At 70.8% G+C, this 20,172-nt stretch carries 19 protein-coding genes; all 19 read left to right on the top strand.

The genetic code is table 11. The features are described from left to right. Nucleotides 1-6: 6 nt before the first annotated feature. The 19 genes from U5C87_RS20005 to U5C87_RS19915 all read left to right on the top strand — a co-directional run bounded on the left by U5C87_RS20005 (nucleotide 7) and on the right by U5C87_RS19915 (nucleotide 20,141). Nucleotides 7-1,062 (top strand): HEAT repeat domain-containing protein, encoded by a 1,056-nt coding sequence (locus U5C87_RS20005; protein ID WP_330474196.1) that lies wholly within the window; start codon nucleotides 7-9, stop codon nucleotides 1,060-1,062. Then, the gene (locus tag U5C87_RS20000; RefSeq protein WP_330474195.1) at nucleotides 1,059-2,507 is read left to right on the top strand and encodes a glycosyltransferase family 2 protein; all 1,449 of its coding nucleotides are present in this window, start codon (nucleotides 1,059-1,061) and stop codon (nucleotides 2,505-2,507) included. Before U5C87_RS20005 ends, U5C87_RS20000 begins: the two co-directional genes overlap by 4 nt. Beyond that, entirely contained in the window at nucleotides 2,504-4,585 is a 2,082-nt protein-coding gene (locus U5C87_RS19995) for a sensor histidine kinase (RefSeq protein WP_330474194.1), read from the top strand. Before U5C87_RS20000 ends, U5C87_RS19995 begins: the two co-directional genes overlap by 4 nt. Before the next feature lie 147 nt (nucleotides 4,586-4,732). Then, nucleotides 4,733-4,948, top strand: coding sequence for a 50S ribosomal protein L31 (gene rpmE, locus U5C87_RS19990; protein WP_330476724.1), 216 nt, complete (start codon nucleotides 4,733-4,735; stop codon nucleotides 4,946-4,948). A gap of 122 nt (nucleotides 4,949-5,070) precedes the next feature. Then, entirely contained in the window at nucleotides 5,071-6,156 is a 1,086-nt protein-coding gene (gene prfA, locus U5C87_RS19985; protein WP_330474193.1) for a peptide chain release factor 1, read from the top strand. Then, on the top strand, nucleotides 6,156-7,040 hold the full coding sequence (gene prmC, locus U5C87_RS19980; protein ID WP_330474192.1) for a peptide chain release factor N(5)-glutamine methyltransferase: 885 nt from the start codon (nucleotides 6,156-6,158) through the stop codon (nucleotides 7,038-7,040). Before prfA ends, prmC begins: the two co-directional genes overlap by 1 nt. A 161-nt stretch (nucleotides 7,041-7,201) precedes the next feature. Continuing rightward, on the top strand, nucleotides 7,202-7,987 hold the full coding sequence (locus U5C87_RS19975; RefSeq protein WP_330474191.1) for an L-threonylcarbamoyladenylate synthase: 786 nt from the start codon (nucleotides 7,202-7,204) through the stop codon (nucleotides 7,985-7,987). A 48-nt stretch (nucleotides 7,988-8,035) separates the two neighbouring features. Then, complete coding sequence (gene glyA, locus U5C87_RS19970) at nucleotides 8,036-9,313, top strand: serine hydroxymethyltransferase (RefSeq protein ID WP_330474190.1); 1,278 nt, start codon at nucleotides 8,036-8,038, stop codon at nucleotides 9,311-9,313. A gap of 44 nt (nucleotides 9,314-9,357) precedes the next feature. Further along, on the top strand, nucleotides 9,358-10,455 hold the full coding sequence (locus U5C87_RS19965) for a glycosyltransferase family 4 protein (RefSeq protein WP_030194923.1): 1,098 nt from the start codon (nucleotides 9,358-9,360) through the stop codon (nucleotides 10,453-10,455). Nucleotides 10,456-10,599: 144 nt separating this feature from the next. Continuing rightward, on the top strand, nucleotides 10,600-11,073 hold the full coding sequence (locus U5C87_RS19960; protein WP_330474189.1) for a hypothetical protein: 474 nt from the start codon (nucleotides 10,600-10,602) through the stop codon (nucleotides 11,071-11,073). A gap of 14 nt (nucleotides 11,074-11,087) precedes the next feature. After that, nucleotides 11,088-11,354, top strand: a complete 267-nt coding sequence (locus tag U5C87_RS19955) for an AtpZ/AtpI family protein (RefSeq protein ID WP_229674903.1) — start codon at nucleotides 11,088-11,090, stop codon at nucleotides 11,352-11,354. A gap of 160 nt (nucleotides 11,355-11,514) precedes the next feature. Continuing rightward, a complete protein-coding gene (atpB, locus tag U5C87_RS19950) occupies nucleotides 11,515-12,294 on the top strand; it encodes a F0F1 ATP synthase subunit A (RefSeq protein ID WP_030194930.1) in 780 nt (259 codons plus the stop codon). Between the two features lie 148 nt (nucleotides 12,295-12,442). Beyond that, nucleotides 12,443-12,652 carry an ATP synthase F0 subunit C gene (atpE, locus tag U5C87_RS19945; RefSeq protein ID WP_020142944.1) on the top strand — a complete coding sequence of 70 codons (210 nt, stop codon included), beginning with the start codon at nucleotides 12,443-12,445 and terminating at the stop codon, nucleotides 12,650-12,652. A gap of 56 nt (nucleotides 12,653-12,708) precedes the next feature. Further along, nucleotides 12,709-13,308 (top strand): F0F1 ATP synthase subunit B, encoded by a 600-nt coding sequence (locus tag U5C87_RS19940; protein ID WP_330474188.1) that lies wholly within the window; start codon nucleotides 12,709-12,711, stop codon nucleotides 13,306-13,308. Next, nucleotides 13,308-14,120, top strand: coding sequence for a F0F1 ATP synthase subunit delta (locus U5C87_RS19935; protein WP_330474187.1), 813 nt, complete (start codon nucleotides 13,308-13,310; stop codon nucleotides 14,118-14,120). Before U5C87_RS19940 ends, U5C87_RS19935 begins: the two co-directional genes overlap by 1 nt. 69 nt (nucleotides 14,121-14,189) lie before the next feature. Next, complete coding sequence (gene atpA, locus U5C87_RS19930) at nucleotides 14,190-15,821, top strand: F0F1 ATP synthase subunit alpha (protein ID WP_030194937.1); 1,632 nt, start codon at nucleotides 14,190-14,192, stop codon at nucleotides 15,819-15,821. A 105-nt stretch (nucleotides 15,822-15,926) separates the two neighbouring features. Beyond that, the gene (locus U5C87_RS19925) at nucleotides 15,927-16,865 is read left to right on the top strand and encodes a F0F1 ATP synthase subunit gamma (RefSeq protein ID WP_330474186.1); all 939 of its coding nucleotides are present in this window, start codon (nucleotides 15,927-15,929) and stop codon (nucleotides 16,863-16,865) included. 27 nt (nucleotides 16,866-16,892) lie between these two features. Then, complete coding sequence (gene atpD / locus U5C87_RS19920) at nucleotides 16,893-18,353, top strand: F0F1 ATP synthase subunit beta (RefSeq protein WP_330474185.1); 1,461 nt, start codon at nucleotides 16,893-16,895, stop codon at nucleotides 18,351-18,353. Between the two features lie 102 nt (nucleotides 18,354-18,455). Then, complete coding sequence (locus U5C87_RS19915; RefSeq protein WP_330474184.1) at nucleotides 18,456-20,141, top strand: hypothetical protein; 1,686 nt, start codon at nucleotides 18,456-18,458, stop codon at nucleotides 20,139-20,141. The last annotated feature ends 31 nt before the right edge of the window (nucleotides 20,142-20,172 follow it).

Genomic DNA, 20,172 nt, shown 5'->3' with positions numbered 1-20,172 from the left:
CTCGTGATGGTCGGGGCGGCGCTCCTCGTCGGCGCCACCGTGGTCATCCTGGGCGCCTGCCTGCTCCTCGTCATCCTCGTCGTCGCCGTCCGGGCGCGGCGGCACAGCCGCAACCAGCGCGACGAGATGCTGCTGTCCCCGCTGCGCCCGCCCCTCATCACGGTGGCGTCGGGGGAGGACGACGACGGTGCCGCGACGGAGGAGCTGACCTGGGCGACCGGTGTGTCGCGGACCGTGCTCGACCGCAACATCGTCGAGATGCTGACCAAGATCCGCGGCGTTCCCGCCGACCAGCTGGTCCGGGTGCTCGAGGTGCACGGTGCCGTCGACGCCGCAGTGGCCGACCTGACGAGCCGCTCCACGGTCCGCCGGGCGCGTGCCGCCCAGCTGTTGGGCCTCGCCAAGGCCGAACACACCGTCCCGCTGCTCGTCACCGCCCTCGGGGACGAGGCGATGGAGGTCCGCAACAGCGCCGCCTACGCCCTCGGCCTCATCGGCGATCCCGTGGCCGCAGGACCGGTGCTCGCGGCCATCGGCGCGCCCGAGCGCGGGCTGCCGGCCGCCACCGCGGCCGAGGCCCTCCAGTCGATGGGTGTCGGCATCTCCGAGGTGCTGCGCGATGGCATGGGCGACCCCAACCCACGCACCCGGATGGTGGCCGCGCACCTCAGCGGAGAGCGCAGCTTCACCCGAGGCCTGCCGGAGCTGCGTCGTCTGCTCGACGACGACCCGGACGTCACGGTCCGCGAGACGAGTGCGACGGCCATCGGCCGGCTCGGCCGCGGCGAGGACGTCGCCATCCTCGTGCGCCACACGGTCGACTCGGAGCCGCTGGCGCTCCGGCGTGCCTGCGTCATCGCGCTGGGCGAGCTCGGCGACCCGGTTGCGGTCCCCGCCCTGGCCACGCTGCTGGCCGACGCCGACCCGCGCCTGGCCGAGCTGGCCGCGTCGGCGCTGCTGACGATGGGGCCCGACGGCAGCAGCGCGCTCCTCGGCCACGAGGACGACGCCGCGGTGCGCTCGGCGCGACTCATGGCGAGCCTGCAGCGGGCCAGCGCATGAGCTGGGACGGCGTCCTGGAGGGGCTGCGCTCCTTCGTCGTGTGGGCCATGGACGTCTCGAGCGTGCCGATCATCATCTACTTCCTGCTCATCAACACCTCGCTGCTCGTGCTCATCGGGCTCGCCTACCTCGAGTTCCGGGCCCAGCAGCGACGCCGCGCCACGGCTCTGACGTGGCAGGGCGCCGGCCTCGCGCCTGGGGTGTCCCTGCTCGTGCCGGCCTACAACGAGGAGGCCGGCATCGTCACCGCCGTCAAGTCCTTCCTCACCCTGCGCTACCCCCGGCACGAGGTCGTCGTCGTCGACGACGGCAGCAGCGACCAGACCTTCGCCCGCCTCGAGGAGGCCTTCGACCTCGTCCAGGTGCCGCGCGAGCTGCCGCACGAGGTCCCCGTCCGGGCCCGGGTCCTCGGGATCTGGGTGCCTCGCGACGGGCGCACCCGGCTCGTCGTGGTGCGCAAGGAGAACTCCGGTCGCTCCGAGGCGATCAACGTCGCCATCAACGCCGCCAGCGAGCCGCTCGTCGCGATGATCGACGGCGACTCCATCCTCGAGCCCGACGGACTGCTCCACGTCACGCGGCCCTTCGCCGACGACCCGACCCGCATGGTCGCGACCGGTGGCGCCATCCGCCCCGTCAACGGCAGCCGCGTCGTCTCGGGCCGCATCGTGCGCGTCGAGATGCCCCAGACGTGGATCCCGCGGATCCAGCTCGTCGAGTACCTCCGTGCCTTCCTGCTCGGCCGCACCGGCTGGTCGCGCCTCGGCGGGCTCATCCTCATCAGCGGCGCGTTCGGGCTCTTCCGGCGTGACGTCGTCGTCGAGGTCGGCGGTCTCGACCCCGACAGCATCGGCGAGGACTTCGAGCTCGTCATGCGCATCCACAAGCGCATGCGCGACGAGGGACGCGACTACAAGGTCGAGTTCGTGCCCGAGCCGGTGTCCTGGACCGAGGTCCCCGTGACCGCCACGGTGCTGCGCAACCAGCGCCGGCGCTGGCACCGCGGCCTGTGGGAGACGTTGTGGGCCTACCGCAGCATGCTCTTCCGGCCGAAGTACGGCCGCATCGGCTTCCTGGCCCTGCCGTACTACTGGCTCTTCGAGCTCATCGCGCCGCTCCTCGAGTTCTTCGGCATCCTCATCGTCCCGCTCGCCCTGCTCCTCGGCGTCGTCAACGTGCCCTTCGCGATCCTCTTCCTCGTGCTCGCCTACGGGTATGCCGTGCTCGTGACCCTCTCGGCGATGGTCGTCGACGAGTGGGCCTTCCACAAGCACGACCGGTGGCGCGCCATCTGGCAGACCATCGCCGCGTCGGTCCTCGAGAACATCGGCTACCGCCAGGCCACCGTGTGGTGGCGCCTCGAGGGGTGGTGGTCGAGCCTGCGCGGGAAGAAGCACGTCTGGGGAGTCATGACCCGCACCGGCTTCGACGAGGACCCCGCGTGACGAGTGGTCTGCCCGTGGTGTCCAGGCGGTCGGTCGGCAGCCAGATCCGCGTCCTCATCACGATCCTCGTCGTCCTCGTGCCGCTCGGCGCGATCATCTCGGTCGCCACGATCCACTCCCAGGGCGCGGCGGTCCGTGCCCTCACCCTGGCCCTGGGGCCGGCCCGCGAGGCCAACAGCGCGGTGCTGCTCGACATGACCCGTGCCGAGGCGGCCTGGCGCCAGCAGTCCGGTGGCCTGACGACGCCGGTCGACCCGCTGAGCCTGCGTCCGGCCGTCGACGCCGAGCTCGCCCGGGTCGCGACCGCGACGGCGAGCGACGAGCTGACACAGACCGACCGGGCGCGTTTCGCCGGGCAGGTGCGCCAGGAGCGCGAGGCCGTCGAGGCCTGGTTCACCGCGGCCGGCACCTCGCTGCAGGGGCTGGCACCCGGCCGCAGCGCGACCGCGGCCGACCGCGCCACGGCAGAGACGGCATACGCCCGCTTCCGTTCGGTCAACGAGACGCTCGGCGCGAGCATCCAGACCCGGCGCGACGCAGCGCGCATCGACTCGCGCGAGGCCACCGCCATCACGTCCGCCGTCATCATCGCCGTCGCCGCGGCCGTGGTGCTCGTCCTCGTCGCGGCGGGCTTCGGCATGCACCGTGCCGTCGGTCGCCCGCTCGCCCGGCTGCGCGAGGTGGTGCGCCGGCAGGCCGAGGAGGACGTCATCGCGATGGCGAACCAGGAGGAGGGCGCCCTCGAGGTGCGCATGCTCGCCCGCGACTTCAACGACCTCACCCGCGCCAACGCCCGCCTCGTCGACCAGCAGGCCGCCGTGCTCGAGATGCAGGAGCTCGTCCTCGACGTGGGCCGCACGGTCCGTTCGGCCGTCGACGTGCACGAGGCCCTCCAGCGGGTCACGACCAAGCTCGGTGCCGGTCTCGGCGCCGACCGGCTGCTGCTCTACACCCTGGGCGACGACGGGCAGACCATCGAGGACCGCCTCCAGTGGCACACCGACGACCTGCCGGACCTGCCGCCGCTGCCGCGCTCGCTCGCCCAGCAGGTCGGCGCCGTCAACGACGAGCTGCGCCGGGACGTTGGCTTCTTCGACCTCGGTGACCTGCTCGCCCACCAGGCCTACGACGACGAGCGGGCGCGTGCCTTCCACCGGGCCACGGGCGCGCGCTCGCTGCTCATGCTCCCGGTCGGCACGGGTGGGCGCGGCCTCGGCATCCTGTCGGTGATGATGGTCGGCGCGCCGCGGCGCTGGCACCGCCACGAGATCCAGGCGGCGCAGCAGTGCGCGGCCATCGCGGCCCAGTCGATCGTGGCCCTCCGGCTCTCGCAGATGCAGGACGAGCAGGTGCGACGGCTCACCGAGCTCGACCGGCAGAAGACCGACTTCATGGCGACGGTGAGCCACGAGCTGCGCACGCCGCTGACGTCGATCAGCGGCTACCTCGAGCTGCTCGTCGACGGCGACTTCGGGGAGGTGTCCGACGGCCAGCACGTCGCCCTCGACATCATCGGTCGCAACGCGACCCGGCTGCGCGGGCTCATCGAGGACCTCCTCGTCCTCAACAAGATCGAGATCAGCGGCCTGCAGGCGGTCTCCGAGGAGGTTGCCGTCAGGGACCTGCTGCGCACCGTCACCGAGACGATGGAGCCGGTCGCCGCCAACGGCGGGGTCGAGCTCGTCTGCACCGACGTGCCCGACGACCTCGTCGTCCGGGTCGACCGCGGCCAGGTGGAGCGGGCCCTGATCAACCTCGGGTCCAACGCCGTGAAGTTCACCCGGGAGGGCGGGCAGGTGCTGCTGTCGGCCGAGCGGTCAGGGGACTCGACGATCATCTCGGTGCACGACACCGGCATCGGCATCCCGGCCGCCGACCTGGCACGCCTGTCCGAACGCTTCTTCCGGGCCGGCAACGCCACGGCTGCGGCGATCCCCGGCACGGGGCTGGGTCTGGCCATCGTGCGCGCCATCGTCGAGGGCCACGGCGGGGAGCTCGTCATCGCCTCGGTCGAGGGGGAGGGGACGACGATGCAGGTCGTGCTGCCGGTCGCCCAGCCCGCCGTCGTGCCCGCCTGACGCGGGGAATGCGCCGGGGTCGTCGCGCGTTTGGGAGGAGGTGCGCCTTTCTGGCACACTCTTCCTTTGGACCGGTTCACGGCCGAGCGACCCACCACGGTGGCGAGCGACGACTCCGACCCGGCCGACTACCTCGAGGAGACAATCTTGAAGAAGGACCTTCACCCCGACTACGTGGACACCACGGTCACCTGCACCTGTGGCAACACGTTCACCACCCGCAGCACCGAGACGTCCGGCAAGATCAACGCTGACGTGTGCTCGCAGTGCCACCCGTTCTACACGGGCAAGCAGAAGATCCTCGACACCGGTGGCCGCGTGGCCCGGTTCGAGGCCCGTTACGGCAAGAAGGCCGCCAAGTAGGTCTCCCGCACGCCGGCTCCCACGACTTCGGTCGTCGGGGGCCGGCGTTCGTCGTATCCGCCCGTCCCCACGGACGTCTCCACGTACGTGTCCCTGCAAGTTCCTGAGCCGAAGGGCCTACCGTGCTCGAATCCGTCCAGTCGATCCTCGACGAGTACGCCGAGCTCGAGCAGCAGCTCGCCGACCCGGCCGTCCACGGCGACCAGGACCTCGTGCGCACGCTGAACAAGCGGTATGCCGCCCTGGCCCCCACCGTCGCCGCCGCGCGGGAGTGGACGGCGGCCGGTGACGACCTCGCCACCGCCCGTGAGCTCGCGGCCGACGACGAGTCCTTCGCCGCCGAGGTGCCCTCCCTCGAGGCCCGCCTCGCCGAGGCCGAGGAGCACCTGCGTCGGATGCTCGTGCCACGCGACCCCGACGACGACCGCGACGTCATCCTCGAGGTCAAGGCGGGTGAGGGCGGCGACGAGTCGGCGCTCTTCGCCGGCGACCTGCTGCGGATGTACCTCCGCTACGCCGAGCAGCGCGGCTGGCGCACCGCCATCGAGGACGCCACCGAGAGCGACCTCGGCGGCTACAAGGACGTGCGGGTCTCGGTGCGCGCCAAGGGGACTCCCGGTCTGGGCGAGGGGCCGTGGGCGCGCCTGAAGTACGAGGGCGGCGTGCACCGCGTGCAGCGAGTGCCCGTCACCGAGAGCCAGGGCCGCATCCACACCTCGGCCGCCGGCGTCCTCGTCATGCCCGAGGCCGAGGAGGTCGAGGTGACGATCGACCCCAACGACCTGCGCATCGACGTCTACCGCAGCAGCGGCCCCGGCGGACAGAGCGTCAACACGACCGACTCCGCCGTGCGCATCACGCACCTGCCGACCGGTCTCGTCGTCTCGTGCCAGAACGAGAAGTCGCAGCTGCAGAACAAGGAGGCCGCGATGCGCGTCCTCCGGGCCCGGCTGCACCAGCAGGCCCAGGACGAGGCCGACGCCGAGGCGAGCGCCGCGCGCCGGTCGCAGGTGCGCACCGTCGACCGCTCCGAGCGCATCCGCACCTACAACTTCCCGGAGAACCGCATCTCCGACCACCGCACGGGCTACAAGTCCTACAACCTCGACGCGGTCCTCGACGGCGACCTCGACCCGGTCGTCCAGTCGGCCCTCGACGCCGACGAGGCTGCGAAGCTCGCGGCCCTCGCCGCCGACGGGTCCGAGTGATGACGGCAGGCGTGACCGACCTGCGTGACGGCGTCCGGGCCGCCACCGCGCGCCTGCGCGAGGCGGGCGTGGTCTCCGCCGACGTCGACGCCGTCGAGCTCGCGGCCCACGTCCTCGGCGTGGACTCCTCCGAGGTGCGTCGCCTCATGGTCCTCGGCGGGCGCACGCTGCCGAGCACGTATGCCGTCCTCGTCGACGAGCGCGCCGCGCGGGTCCCGCTCCAGCACCTCACCGGACGAGCCCACTTCCGACGGTTGACCCTCGCGGTCGGGCCGGGAGTCTTCGTGCCCCGACCCGAGACCGAGGTGCTCGTCGACCTGGCCCTGGCCGAGGTCGACCGGGTGCACGCTCCCGAGCGGCCCGAGCCGGTGCGCGTCGTCGACCTCTGCTCCGGGTCCGGCGCGATCGCGTTGTCGGTCAAGGACGAGCGGCCCGAGGCCGAGGTGCGGGCGGTCGAGCTGTCACCCGACGCGTACGCCTGGGCCGTCGCCAACCGGGACCGGCTGGGCCTCGACGTGGACCTCGTGCAGGGCGACGCGACCTCGGCGTGCTTCGAGGACTGGACCGGCGGCGTCGACCTCGTGACCATCAACCCGCCCTACATCCCCGTCGGCGCCGTGCCCGTCGACCCCGAGGTCCGCGACCACGACCCCGACATCGCGCTCTACGGTGGCAGCGAGGACGGGCTGGCGATCCCGCTCGCGGTGGCCCGGGTGGCGGCTGGCCTGCTCCGTCCCGGAGGACTCGTGCTCATCGAGCACGCCGACTCGCAGGGCGAGAGCCTGCCGCGCCGGCTCGCGGGCACGGGGGAGTGGGTCGAGGTGCAGGACCACCGCGACCTCTCCGGTCGTCCCCGCGTGACGGCTGCGCGCCGCTCGCGCTGAGCCGCCTCACCCGCGCTCCCTCCCGCCGCCCGTCCCCGCCATCCGGGCCGAGCAGCCGTCGACAACGGCGCGAACGGCTCCAGCGGTGACGATCGACGGCTCGATCCGGCCGCTCCGACCTGGGCCGGGACCGTCCAGCGCTCCCCAGTAGGCTCTGTCGGGTGAGCGAGCGCTACGACTGCACCGACCCCGATGGGCGTGCCGAGGGCATTCCGGCCGCGGCATCGGCCGTCCGACGCGGCGACATCGTCGTCCTCCCGACCGACACGGTCTACGGCATCGGCTGCGACGCCTTCGACGCGACCGCCGTCGCCTCCGTCCTCGCGGCGAAGGGCCGCGGGCGCGACATGCCGCCACCGGTCCTCATCCCGACGGCGCGCACGGCCCAGGGCCTGGCGACGCAGGTGCCCGACTATGCGCAGCGCCTCATGGAGAAGTTCTGGCCCGGGCCGCTGACGCTCGTGCTCAAGGCCCAGACCTCGCTGCACTGGGACCTCGGCGAGACCAACGGCACCGTCGCCCTGCGCGTGCCCGACCACGAGATCACCCTCGAGCTGCTCGGCGACATCGGGCCGATGGCCGTCACGAGCGCCAACACCACCGGCGACCCCGCGGCGCGCACCGTCGACGAGGCCGTCGGCATGCTCGGTGAGTCGGTCGGCGTCTACCTCGACGGCGGGCCGGCCGGCGGGGGACAGCCCTCGACGATCGTCGACTGCACCGGTGAGACCCCCGTGACCCTGCGCGTCGGCGCGCTCTCGCAGGACGACATCGACGCGGCCCTCGAGCCGGAGCCCGAGCTCGAGGCGCCCGAGCCCGACCCGTCGGCCGGCACCTCGGACACCCTGGGTGAGTGGCACGACGTGTCGACCGATGCGTCATCCGACGAGGCGTCCGACGTGTCCACGGCCGACGGCCCGTCCGACGGCTCCGGCGCGACGCAATAGAGTTGGCTCGCGCTCGCGCCCCACTCCCGACCCACCCGGAGAACTCCCATGGCTGACGACACGTTCTACGGCTCCGACTTCGGCGCCCTGCAGTCCTTCGACCCCGACATCGCGGGGGTGCTGCTGTCCGAGCTCGACCGCATCCGCAGTGGCCTGCAGCTCATCGCGAGCGAGAACATCAGCTCGCCCGCGGTGCTGACCGCCCTCGGGTCGACGCTGTCGAACAAGTACGCCGAGGGCTACCCGGGTCGCCGCTACTACGGCGGCTGCTCCGAGGTCGACAAGGCCGAGACCATCGCCATCGAGCGGGCCAAGGCGCTCTTCGGCGCCGACCACGCCAACGTCCAGGCCCACTCCGGTGCGAGCGCCAACCAGGCGGTCTACGGCGCGTTCATGTCTCCCGGCGACACCATCCTCGCCATGGCGCTGCCGATGGGCGGCCACCTGACGCACGGCACCAAGGTCTCCTTCTCCGGCAAGTGGTTCAACGCCGTGCACTACGGCGTCGACGCCACCACCGAGGACATCGACTACGACCAGGTCGAGGCGCTCGCCAAGGAGCACCGCCCGAAGGTCATCTGCGCCGGCGGCTCCGCGATCCCGCGCCTCATCGACTTCGCGCGCTTCCGCGCGATCGCCGACGAGGTCGGCGCGATCCTCTGGGTCGACGCCGCCCACTTCATCGGCCTCGTCGCCGGCAAGGCCATCCCGTCGCCCGTGCCGTACGCCGACGTCGTCACCTTCACGACGCACAAGGTGCTGCGCGGCCCGCGCTCCGGTGCGCTCGTCTGCAAGGCCGAGCACGCAGCCGCCATGGACAAGGCGATCTTCCCGATGATGCAGGGCGGCCCGCAGATGCACACCATCGCGGCCAAGGCGGTCAACTTCAAGGAGGCCGCCACCCCGGAGTACGCCAAGTACGCCACGGACGTCATCGCCAACAGCCAGCAGCTCGCCGCGAGCCTGCTCGAGCTCGGCATCCGCCCCACGACCGGCGGCACCGACACCCACCTGTCGCTCCTCGACCTGCAGGGTGTCGGCGTCACGGGCAAGGAGGCCGAGGAGCGCGCCGACGCCGCCGGCATCGTGCTCAACAAGAACGCCATCCCGTTCGACCCGCAGAAGCCCAACATCGCCTCGGGCATCCGCGTGGGCACGCCCTCGGTGACGACGCAGGGCATGGGCCTGGAGGAGATGAAGCAGATCGCCTCGCTCATCCACCAGGCAGTGACGAAGGGCGACGCCGACCCCGACCACGCGGTCAGCAAGCAGGTGCGCGCCGAGGTGACCGACCTCGTGACGCGCTTCCCGGCATACCCTCGCTGAGTCAGCCCACTCGCCAGCGTCGGCGTCCGAGCGAAGGTCGGTAGGTGCACGAGTACGTCCTCGTCCTCATCGTGGCCGCTGCGGTCACGTACCTCGCCACACCCTTCGTCCGGAGCCTCGCCGTCGCGACGGGCGCCTTCACGGCGGTCCGTGAGCGGGACGTCCACAAGACGCCGATCCCACGGCTCGGGGGAGTGGGGATCTACATCGGGTTCGTCGCGGCCGCGCTCGTGGCGCGGGCGCTGCCCTACCTCGGCACGCTCTTCTCCGACCGGCGGATCCTCGGCGTCATCGCCGCCGGCGGCATCGTGTGCCTGCTCGGGGCGTTCGACGACATCCGCGAGCTCGACTGGCTCACCAAGCTGGCCGGCCAGATGCTCGCCGCCGGGCTGATGGCCTACACGGGCGTGCAGCTGCTCTCGCTCCCGATCTTCGGCACCACGATCCTGCCCACGCCGGTGCTCGTGCTGTTCACGGTGCTCGTCGTCATCGCGTCGACGAACGCCGTGAACTTCATCGACGGCCTCGACGGGCTCGCGGCCGGCGTCGTCGGCATCGCGGCCTTCGCCTTCTTCATCTACAGCTACCTCGTCTCGCGCTCCTTCGCCCCGGCCAACGTGTTCTCGACCGCCACCTTCATCAGCGCGGCCCTCGTCGGGTGCTGTGCCGGCTTCCTGCCCCACAACTTCCACCCGGCCCGGCTCTTCATGGGCGACTCGGGTGCGCTCACGCTGGGGCTGCTGCTGTCGGCGGCGACCATCACGCTGACCGGCAACGTCGACCCTGGGCAGGTCAGCGCCAACGAGGTGTCGGCGGCATTCCTGCCGATCCTCGTGCCCCTGGCCGTGCTGCTGCTGCCGTTCCTCGACATGGTCCTCGCCGTCGTCCGGCGCACCCGGGCGGGCCAGCGCCCGTGGCAGCCGGACGCGATGCACCTGCACCACCGCATGCTGCGCATCGGCCACGGCCACCGCCGTGCCGTGCTGATCCTCTACCTCTGGGCCGCCATCGTGGCCCTGGGTTCGGTGTCCTTCGTCATCTGGGACGGGCCCCGTCCGCTGGCGGTGGTGGGGGCCGCCGCCGCGATGGGTGTCGTCCTCACCGTCTGGCTTCCGCGGTGGAGGCCGTCGGAACGCTTGTGATAGCATTCACAAGCACCTGAGGGCAGTCTGAGAAGGCCGCCGAAGGAGCCCGATCCGCTTCTCCGCACGACCGATCCGAGGACGATCCGGATCAGCCCGAGCCCCGCCCGCACTACGCCTCTCGACGCACCAGGCAGGTTTTTCTTGAGCGCCACACCGGCCCGCGACGCATCACAGTCCGATGCTTTCGCGCAGCTCCTCCGGGGCTCCCTGCTGCCGACCGCCGTCGCCGGTCTCGTGTGCGTCGTCGTCGGGCTCTTCTCGAGTCCCAAGGCCGCCTGGTCGGCCGCGCTCGGCGCCGCCATCGTCATCTTCTTCTTCAGCCTGACGCTGCTCGTCATGAAGCGCACGGCCGACCTGCCGCCGACCACGACGATGATGATCGTCATGGCCACCTACACCTTCAAGGTGCTGGTGCTCGGCGTCGTCATGTTCGCGCTGCGCGACGTCACCTGGGCCTCCGGCTACGCGATCGGGCTGTCCGTCACGATCTGCGCGGTCGTCTGGCTCTTCTTCGAGATGCGCGCCTACAAGCGGCTGCGCATCTTCGCCTACGACCCGGACGGCGCGGCCTCCCTCGAGGCCCCGAGCGACCGGGAGCCGCGTGATGAGCAGTGACCACGGAGGTGCACATGTCCACGCCCTCACAGCCCGAGCCGACCTCACCCGACGAGCCGTCGGCCGAGGACAAGGCCGAGGAGCTGCGGTCGTTCAACATCCGCGAGCAGGACTCGGCCTGGAGGGCCGTCGCCTACCTGCTGACCGGACCCCTGATCTACGGCGGGCTCGGTGCCCTCGCGGACCACTGGCTGGGCACGTCGTGGCTCGTCGGAGCCGGGATCGTGGGTGGAATGGCCCTGTCGCTCTACCTCATCTGGTTCCGATACGGTACCCAGTGAGCCCGCAGACGAGCCCGACGGCCACCGTGCCGCCCGCCAGCGAGTCGCCTGCCGGCCCGCAGACCCGGGGCCCAGCCGGGAGTTCGCCCCCGAGCACCGCCCCTGCACCGCTGACGCCCTCCGTCAGCCGAAGCGCCCAGAACCTACGAAGGAGTAACCCGTGAGCATCGTGGCCGCCGCCCCGACGGACTACACCGCCCCCGGTGTCGAGGAGTTCTGGCAGCCCCTCATCGGAGACGGCGCATGGGCGATCACGCGCCCGATGTTCCTGATGGCCTTCTCGATCATCCTGATCACGTGGTGGCTGCTCGCCACCACGCGCAAGAAGGCCCTCGTCCCGAGCAAGGGCCAGATGGGCACCGAGGCCGTCTACGGCCTGGTCCGCAACGGGGTCGCCAAGGACCTCATCGGCAGCCACGAGTTCATGAAGTTCGTGCCGCTGCTCTTCTCGATGTTCGTGCTGATCCTCGTCAACAACCTCTTCGGCGTCATCCCGCCGATGAGCTACCCGACGATGAGCCGCATCGGCTTCCCGATCGCGCTGGCCCTCATCGTGTGGGTCGTCTTCCACGTCGTCGGCATGAAGAAGCACGGCTTCATCGGCTACTGGAAGTCGCTCGTCCCCTCGGGCCTGCCCAAGGGCATGATCGTCCCGATCTTCATCCTCGAGCTCATCACCGACCTCTTCACCCGCCCGGTCACGCTCGCCCTGCGACTCTTCGGCAACATGTTCGCCGGCCACATCCTCATGGTGCTGTTCATCACCGGTGGCTGGTACATGCTCACCTCCGGCGGCATCCTCGTCGTCGCCGGTGGCGTCACCTGGATCTTCGCCTTCGTCATGACGCTCTTCGAGCTGCTGGTCGAGTTCCTGCAGGCCTACGTCTTCACGCTGCTCGCCGCGCTCTACATCGCGGGCGCCGTGGCCGACGAGCACTGACCGTCCCACCGGGCTTCACCACCGAGCTCCACCCCGCGCGTCCGACGCGCACCGCAAACTGCACCACCGCACGAGCACCACGAACCAGCTTCGCCCCAGCCCGTCTGGTAACCGCCAGCCGGACAAGACAAGAAGGAATGGAACAAACATGACTGGCAACATCGCCATCCTCGGTTACGGCCTCTCCGCCATCGGCCCCGGTATCGGTGTCGGTCTGATCTTCGCCGCCTACATCAACGGCGTCGCCCGTCAGCCCGAGGCCCGCGGCATGCTCCAGCCGATCGCCTTCCTCGGCATGGCCATCACCGAGGCGCTCGCCATCTTCGGTATCGCGCTCGCGTTCGTCTTCAAGGGCTGACGCCCCCTCCAGGGGCAGCTCGAAGCACCGACCGTCTTTCTCTCTAGGAGAAGCTCATGCAAGCAGTGACCGTGTCCGCCGAAGGCGGCGAGGGCTTCTGGGCCACCGCGGCACCGATCATCCCGCACCCGCTGGAGTTCTTCTTCGGCCTGGTGTGCTTCGCGATCCTCTACGTCGTGGTGTCCAAGAAGGTCGTGCCGCGCCTCGAGCAGATCTACGCCGAGCGCACGGCTGCCATCGAGGGCGGCATGAACAAGGCGGAGGAGGCCCAGGCCCAGGCCCAGGCCGCGCTCGAGCAGTACCAGGCGCAGCTCGTCGAGGCTCGCTCCGAGGCCGCTCGCATCCGCGAGGACGCGAAGGCCCAGGGTGCGCAGATCATCGCCGAGATGCGCGAGCACGCCGCGTCCGAGGCGTCCCGGATCACCGAGACGGCGCACAAGCAGATCGAGGCCGAGCGCCAGCAGGCGGTCGTCTCGCTCCGTAGTGACGTCGGCCGCATCTCGACCGACCTCGCGAGCCGTATCGTCGGCGAGTCCCTCCACGAGGAGACCCGCCAGAAGGGCATCGTCGAGCGTTTCCTCGCCGAGCTCGAGTCCGGCGACGTCGTGCGCGAGAAGGTCGGCGGCGCCGCCGGCAGCCAGGGCGGAGACGCCTGATGCAGGGACCCTCACGCGCAGCAGCGGCGGCGAGCCGCGAGGCGTTCACCGGCGTCCTTGCTGCCGGCGCCGACCGCGCGCGGTTGGCCGAGGAGCTCTTCGCGGTCGTCGGCGTCATCGACGGCAGCGCGACCCTGCGCCGCGCCGTGGCCGACCCCTCCCGCGAGGGGGCGGAGAAGGCCCAGCTCGCCGAGCGCCTCTTCGCGGGCAAGGTCAGCGCCGAGGCGCTCGTCGTGCTCAAGGGCGCCTTCGGGCAGCGCTGGAGCTCCGAGCGTGACCTCACCGACGCCATCGAGGCGTATGCCATCGAGTCGGTCATCGCGCACGCCGAGGCCGACGACCGTGCCGACCGGGTCGAGGACGAGCTGTTCCGGTTCGAGCGGATCGTCGCGGCCGACCCGGCCCTGCGTGCGGCGCTGACCGACACGCAGGCCCCCGCCGACAAGCGCGCCGACCTCGTGTCGTCGCTCCTGCGGGACAAGGTCGCCCCGGAGACCCTCGTGCTGGCCCGTCAGGCCGTCGTCGCCCCGCGCGGCCGCCGGTTCGACCGGGTCGTCGAGCACTACCTCGAGACGGCCTCGAGCCGCCGCGAGCAGCAGACGGCCACCGTCACCTCGGCCGTCCCGCTCACCGACGAGGACCGGGCCCGCCTCGCCGCGGGCCTGGCCGCCATCTACGGCGGCACGGTCCACGTCAACACCGTCGTCGACCCTCGGGTCATGGGCGGGATCAGGGTCGAGATCGGTGACGAGCTCATCGACGGCACCGTCATCCGCAAGCTCGACGCGGCCCGCCGGGCCATGGGCGCCTGAGGCGCCCACCACCAGCTGTGAACAACCATTGGCCCGTCCTGCGGGTCGAGACCGAGGAGAAGATCTGACATGACGGAGCTTTCGATCCGTCCGGAGGAGATCCGGGACGCTCTGGACTCGTTCGTCCAGTCCTACGAGCCCGGCGCGGCCTCCCGCGAAGAGGTCGGCCGCGTCACCGACGCCGGTGACGGCATCGCTCACGTCGAGGGTCTTCCCTCGGCCATGACCAACGAGCTGCTCCAGTTCGAGGACGGCACGCTCGGCCTCGCCCTGAACCTCGACGTCCACGAGATCGGTGTCGTCGTCCTCGGTGACTTTGCCGGCATCGAGGAGGGCCAGACCGTCAAGCGCACGGGAGAGGTCCTCTCCGTCCCGGTCGGCGACGACTTCCTCGGCCGTGTCGTCGACCCGCTCGGCAACCCGATCGACGGTCTCGGCGACATCAAGTCCGAGGAGCGTCGCGCCCTCGAGCTGCAGGCCCCCAACGTCGTGCAGCGCAAGTCGGTGCACGAGCCGCTCCAGACCGGCATCAAGTCGATCGACGCCATGACGCCGATCGGCCGCGGCCAGCGCCAGCTGATCATCGGCGACCGCCAGACCGGCAAGACCACGGTCGCGATCGACACGATCATCAACCAGAAGCGCAACTGGGAGTCCGGCGACCCCGACGCCCAGGTCCGCTGCATCTACGTCGCCATCGGCCAGAAGGGCTCGACCATCGCGTCGGTCCGCGGCACCCTCGAGGAGGCCGGCGCGCTCGAGTACACCACGATCGTGGCGGCCCCCGCGTCGGACTCGGCGGGCTTCAAGTACCTCGCGCCCTACACCGGCTCGGCCATCGGCCAGCACTGGATGTACCAGGGCAAGCACGTCCTCATCGTCTTCGACGACCTGAGCAAGCAGGCCGAGGCCTACCGCGCCGTGTCGCTGCTGCTGCGCCGTCCGCCGGGCCGCGAGGCCTACCCGGGCGACGTGTTCTACCTGCACAGCCGGCTCCTCGAGCGTTGCGCCAAGCTGTCCGACGAGCTCGGCCACGGCTCGATGACCGGCCTGCCGATCATCGAGACCAAGGCCGGTGACGTCTCGGCGTACATCCCGACCAACGTCATCTCGATCACGGACGGCCAGATCTACCTGCAGGCCGACCTCTTCAACGCCAACGTGCGTCCGGCGATCGACGTGGGTGTCTCGGTCTCGCGAGTCGGTGGTGCTGCGCAGATCAAGGCGATGAAGTCCGTCGCCGGTCGACTCAAGCTCGACCTCGCGCAGTTCCGTGCCATGGAGGCCTTCGCGATGTTCGCCTCCGACCTCGATCCCGCCTCGCGAGCCCAGCTCGCCCGTGGTGCGCGACTCGTCGAGCTGCTCAAGCAGCCGCAGAGCTCGCCGTACCCCGTCGAGGAGCAGGTCGTCTCGATCTGGACCGGTACGACCGGCAAGCTCGACGACATCGCGGTCGAGGACGTGCGGAACTTCGAGTCCGAGCTGCTCGAGGCGCTGCGTCGCGACGGCAAGATCCTCCAGACGATCCGCGAGACCCTCAAGCTCGACGAGGACACCGAGACGGCTCTGTCCAAGGTCGTGGACGAGGTCAAGTTCACCTTCCGGGGCACCGGCAAGGACGGCCTCGAGGCCGGCAACGAGCAGTTCGACGAGATCGCCGACGACCAGATCACCCAGGCGCAGATCGTCAAGCAGAAGTGACCAGTCCCGTGTGCCGCCCGGCCTCGCCGGGCGGCACACGGGAACGGGCGTGAGCCCACCCTGCCGGCAACCACAGACTTTTAGAGACCAAGAGAGGCGGAGCACATGGGAGCGCAGATGCGGATCTACCGCCAGCGCATCAAGTCCGTCAACTCCATCAAGAAGATCACCAACGCGATGGAGCTGATCGCGGCCGCACGCGTCGTCAAGGCTCGCCAGCGGGCGACCGAGGCGATGCCGTACACGACCGCGCTGACGCGCGCCGTGTCGGCGGTGGCGACCAACACGAACGAGGACCACCCGTTGACGACGGCGAAGGAGACCGCCAAGCGGGCCGGTGTCGTCATCATCACGGCGGACCGCGGACTTGCCGGTGCCTACTCCGTCGCGGCGATCAAGGAGAGCGCGGAGCTCATCTCCCGGCTGACCGCCGAGGGCAAGGAGGTCGTGCCCTACCTCGTGGGTCGCAAGGCCGTGAGCTACTACAAGTTCCGCAAGCGCGAGTACGCCGCCGAGTGGACCGGCTTCTCGGACGCTCCGACGTTCGAGCACGCCAAGGAGATCGCCGACCGCATCACGGCCGACTTCCTCAAGGACACCGAGGAGGGCGGCCACGACGAGATCCACATCGTCTTCACCCGCTTCCGCTCGATGGTCCGCCAGGACCCGCACGTGCTGCGCCTGCTGCCCCTCGAGGTCGTCGAGGCCGACGAGGCCCGCGACGACGAGAGCCTGGACCTCAGCGTGCACCACTACGAGGAGGGCCAGATCGCGCCGGAGTACTCCTTCGAGCCGAACGCCTCCGAGGTGCTCGACCTGCTCCTGCCGAAGTACGTCCGCAACCGCATCTTCACCGCGCTGCTCAGCTCGGCGGCCTCCGAGCTCGCCGCGCGCCAGCGGGCGATGAAGTCGGCCACCGACAACGCGACGGAGCTGATCAAGACCTACCAGCGCCTCGCCAACCAGGCCCGTCAGGCCGGCATCACCCAAGAGATCAGCGAAATCGTGGGCGGCGCCAACGCCCTCGCGGACGCCCAGAAGTAACGCCCACAGGTAAGGAAGCAGACCACCATGACTGCAACTGTCAGCGACACCACGTGGACGGCCCCGCCCGCGGGCGGCGTCGGACGCATCTCCCGCATCATCGGCCCGGTCGTCGACGTGGAGTTCCCCGTCGACGCGATGCCCGAGCAGTACAACCTGCTCACGACCGATGTCACCCTCGCCGGTGAGACGAAGAACCTCAACCTCGAGGTCGCCCAGCACATTGGCGACAACATGGTCCGTGCGATCTCGCTCCAGCCGACCGACGGCCTCGTGCGCGGCTCGTCCGTGCAGGACACCGGCGGCCCGATCACCGTCCCCGTCGGTGACGTGACGCTGGGCCACGTGTTCAACACGACCGGTGAGTGCATGAACCTCGCCGAGGGCGAGACGCTCGAGGTCAAGGAGCGCTGGGGCATCCACCGCAAGGCCCCGGCCTTCGACCAGCTCGAGTCCAAGACCACGATGTTCGAGACGGGCATCAAGGTCATCGACCTGCTGACCCCGTACGTCCAGGGTGGCAAGATCGGCCTCTTCGGCGGTGCCGGCGTCGGCAAGACGGTGCTCATCCAGGAGATGATCGCCCGTGTCGCCCGTGACCACGGTGGTGTGTCGGTGTTCGCCGGTGTCGGCGAGCGCACCCGTGAGGGCAACGACCTCATGGTCGAGATGGAGGAGGCGGGCGTCCTCGGACAGACCGCGCTCGTCTTCGGCCAGATGGACGAGCCGCCGGGCACGCGTCTTCGCGTGGCCCTGTCGGCGCTGACGATGGCGGAGTACTTCCGCGACGTCCAGAAGCAGGACGTGCTTCTCTTCATCGACAACATCTTCCGCTTCACGCAGGCCGGCTCGGAGGTCTCGACCCTCCTCGGTCGTATGCCGTCCGCCGTGGGCTACCAGCCCAACCTCGCCGACGAGATGGGCACGCTCCAGGAGCGCATCACCTCGACGCGTGGTCACTCGATCACCTCGATGCAGGCGATCTACGTGCCGGCCGACGACTACACCGACCCGGCCCCGGCCACGACGTTCGCGCACCTCGACGCGACGACCGAGCTCTCCCGTGACATCGCGTCGATGGGTATCTACCCCGCCGTCGACCCGCTGACCTCGACCTCGCGAATCCTCGACCCGCGCTACGTGACGCAGGAGCACTACAGCACCGCGGTGCGCATCCGCTCGATCCTGCAGCGCAACAAGGAGCTGCAGGACATCATCGCGATCCTCGGTATCGACGAGCTCTCCGAAGAGGACAAGATCCTCGTCAACCGGGCCCGCCGCATCCAGCGCTTCCTGTCGCAGAACACCTACGTGGCCAAGCAGTTCACCGGCATCGAGGGCTCGACCGTGCCGCTGTCCGACACGATCGAGGCGTTCACGAAGATCGCCGACGGCGAGTACGACCACGTCGCCGAGCAGGCCTTCTTCATGTGTGGTGGCCTCGACGACGTCGAGCGCCAGTGGGCGGACATCCAGAAGAACCTCTGAGACCACGCAGCAACCGGAGTGACCGGTCTCACCCGACGACGGGGAGGTGCCCTTGCGGCCCTCCCCGTTCGTCGTCTCGCGGCGCCCCTGCTCATGCTGGCGGTGGGAATCGCCCTCGGTGCGCGAGCCCGTCTGGGGCTCGACCTCGGTGACGGCACGCACGCCGTCGAGCTGGCCCTGCGGCTGGCCCGGGGTGACCTGCCGTTCCGCGACGAGATGAACCTGCAGGTGCTCGGCGCCTGGCCCGCGGTGCCGTTCGTCTGGGTCTGGTCGCACACCGTTGGTCTCGACGGCATCGTCCTCGCGTCCCGGCTCTACTTCGTCGCGCTGTCGATCGGGGTCGCCGCCCTCGCCTGGTGGGCCGTCCGGGGCTTCACCGGTCGGGTGGTGGCGGGCTTCGCGGCCGTCACGGCCGTCGTGCCGACGGCGTACAACCTGCAGCTCGTCGGCTACAACACGACGCCGGCGCTGCTCTACCTCGTGGGCGCGAGCAGCGCGGCGGGTGCCATCGCCCGCGGCTCGCTCGGCTGGGCGGTGCTCGGCGGGTCCGCCGCGGCGCTCGGGGCCGTCAGCCACCCGGTGACGACACCGGCCGCGGCCGCCCTGCTGCTCGTCGGCCTCGCCTGCGCCAGGGGACGCGTGCGCGCGGGGCTCCTTGCGGGGGCCGCCGGGGCCGCGGCGGTCGTCGTCGGCCTCGCGGTGGCGGTCTGGGGCATCGACCACGTGCGGGAGACCCTTGCCTTCACCAGCGACTACCAGGGCGGCGGCGTCGGCCGCCTCGGCCGTCTGCGAGCGTGGCTGGCCTACCTCGGGGGAGAGCTGGCCCAGCCCGCCGTCGCGGTCGCCCTCGTCCTCGCGGTCGTCGCGGCCGTGGCACTCGCCCGCCGCCGTCGCCTCGCCACGCCCCTGCTGCTGGCCGCGGTGGTCCTCACGGTCGGGCAGGGCCTGACGCGCGACGCGGTGACGGCGACCTACTCCATCGGGTCGTGGCTGAGCCCGGTCCTCGCCCTCGTGCTGTGCCTCGTCCTGCTGCCCAGCGCAGTCGTCACGGCCGTCCGCCTGCGGGGAATGCCCGCGCGGCTGCTCGTGATCGGTCTGGCACCCGCGCTCGTCGGGGCGCCGACCGTCGCGGCCTTCACCGCCTCGTCACCGCGGTGGGGCGCGGTCGGGGCGTGTCTCGCACCGGCCGTGCTCGCCGTGACGGCCTGCGCGCTCCTCGGCCTGGTCCGACCGCACTCCCTGGACCGGCATCCAGACTCTCCCGAGCCTGCGCCCACGCCGCGACGACCGTTCGCGGCGGCCATGGCAGGTGCGGTCGGGGTGCTCGTGCTCGGCTCCCTCGTCACCGCCCACACGGCCACGAGCTTCCGGGACGCACCTCTGGCCCGCCTCGACGTGGCGGCGCCGGCGGGCGCGTATGCCGGCCTGCTCACCAGCCAGCGAAGGGCTGACGAGGTCGCGAGCGCCCAGGCCGCGCTCCGGACCTGCGCGCGACCCGGGTCGAGCGTGCTCGCGATCGGCTACCCCGCGGCATACCTCCTCGGTGACGTGCACGTCGCGAGCCCGGTGACCTGGCTCGGGGACTTCGGCCCCAGCACCTCGCACGTCGTGCGGTGGCTCGACACCCGGGACGTGACCCCCGACTGCGTGGTCCACCCGACCCGGTGGTGGGGCCCCGAACCTGCCGGGGGAGCGGCTGCGGACCCGCTGCGGGCCAGGGTCGAGGCGGGCTACCACCCGGTCGGCTCGACGCCGCAGCTCGTGGTCCTGCGCAGGAACGCCGGATGACGACCGTCCCTGCCAGACTGGCAGAGGTGTG

This window comes from Terrabacter sp. C0L_2 (assembly GCF_036352015.1).
GTDB classification, from domain to species: domain Bacteria; phylum Actinomycetota; class Actinomycetes; order Actinomycetales; family Dermatophilaceae; genus Terrabacter; species Terrabacter tumescens.
The sequence above is the reverse complement of the archived record's forward strand: the minus strand, read 5'-3'. Positions and strand labels throughout refer to the sequence as shown.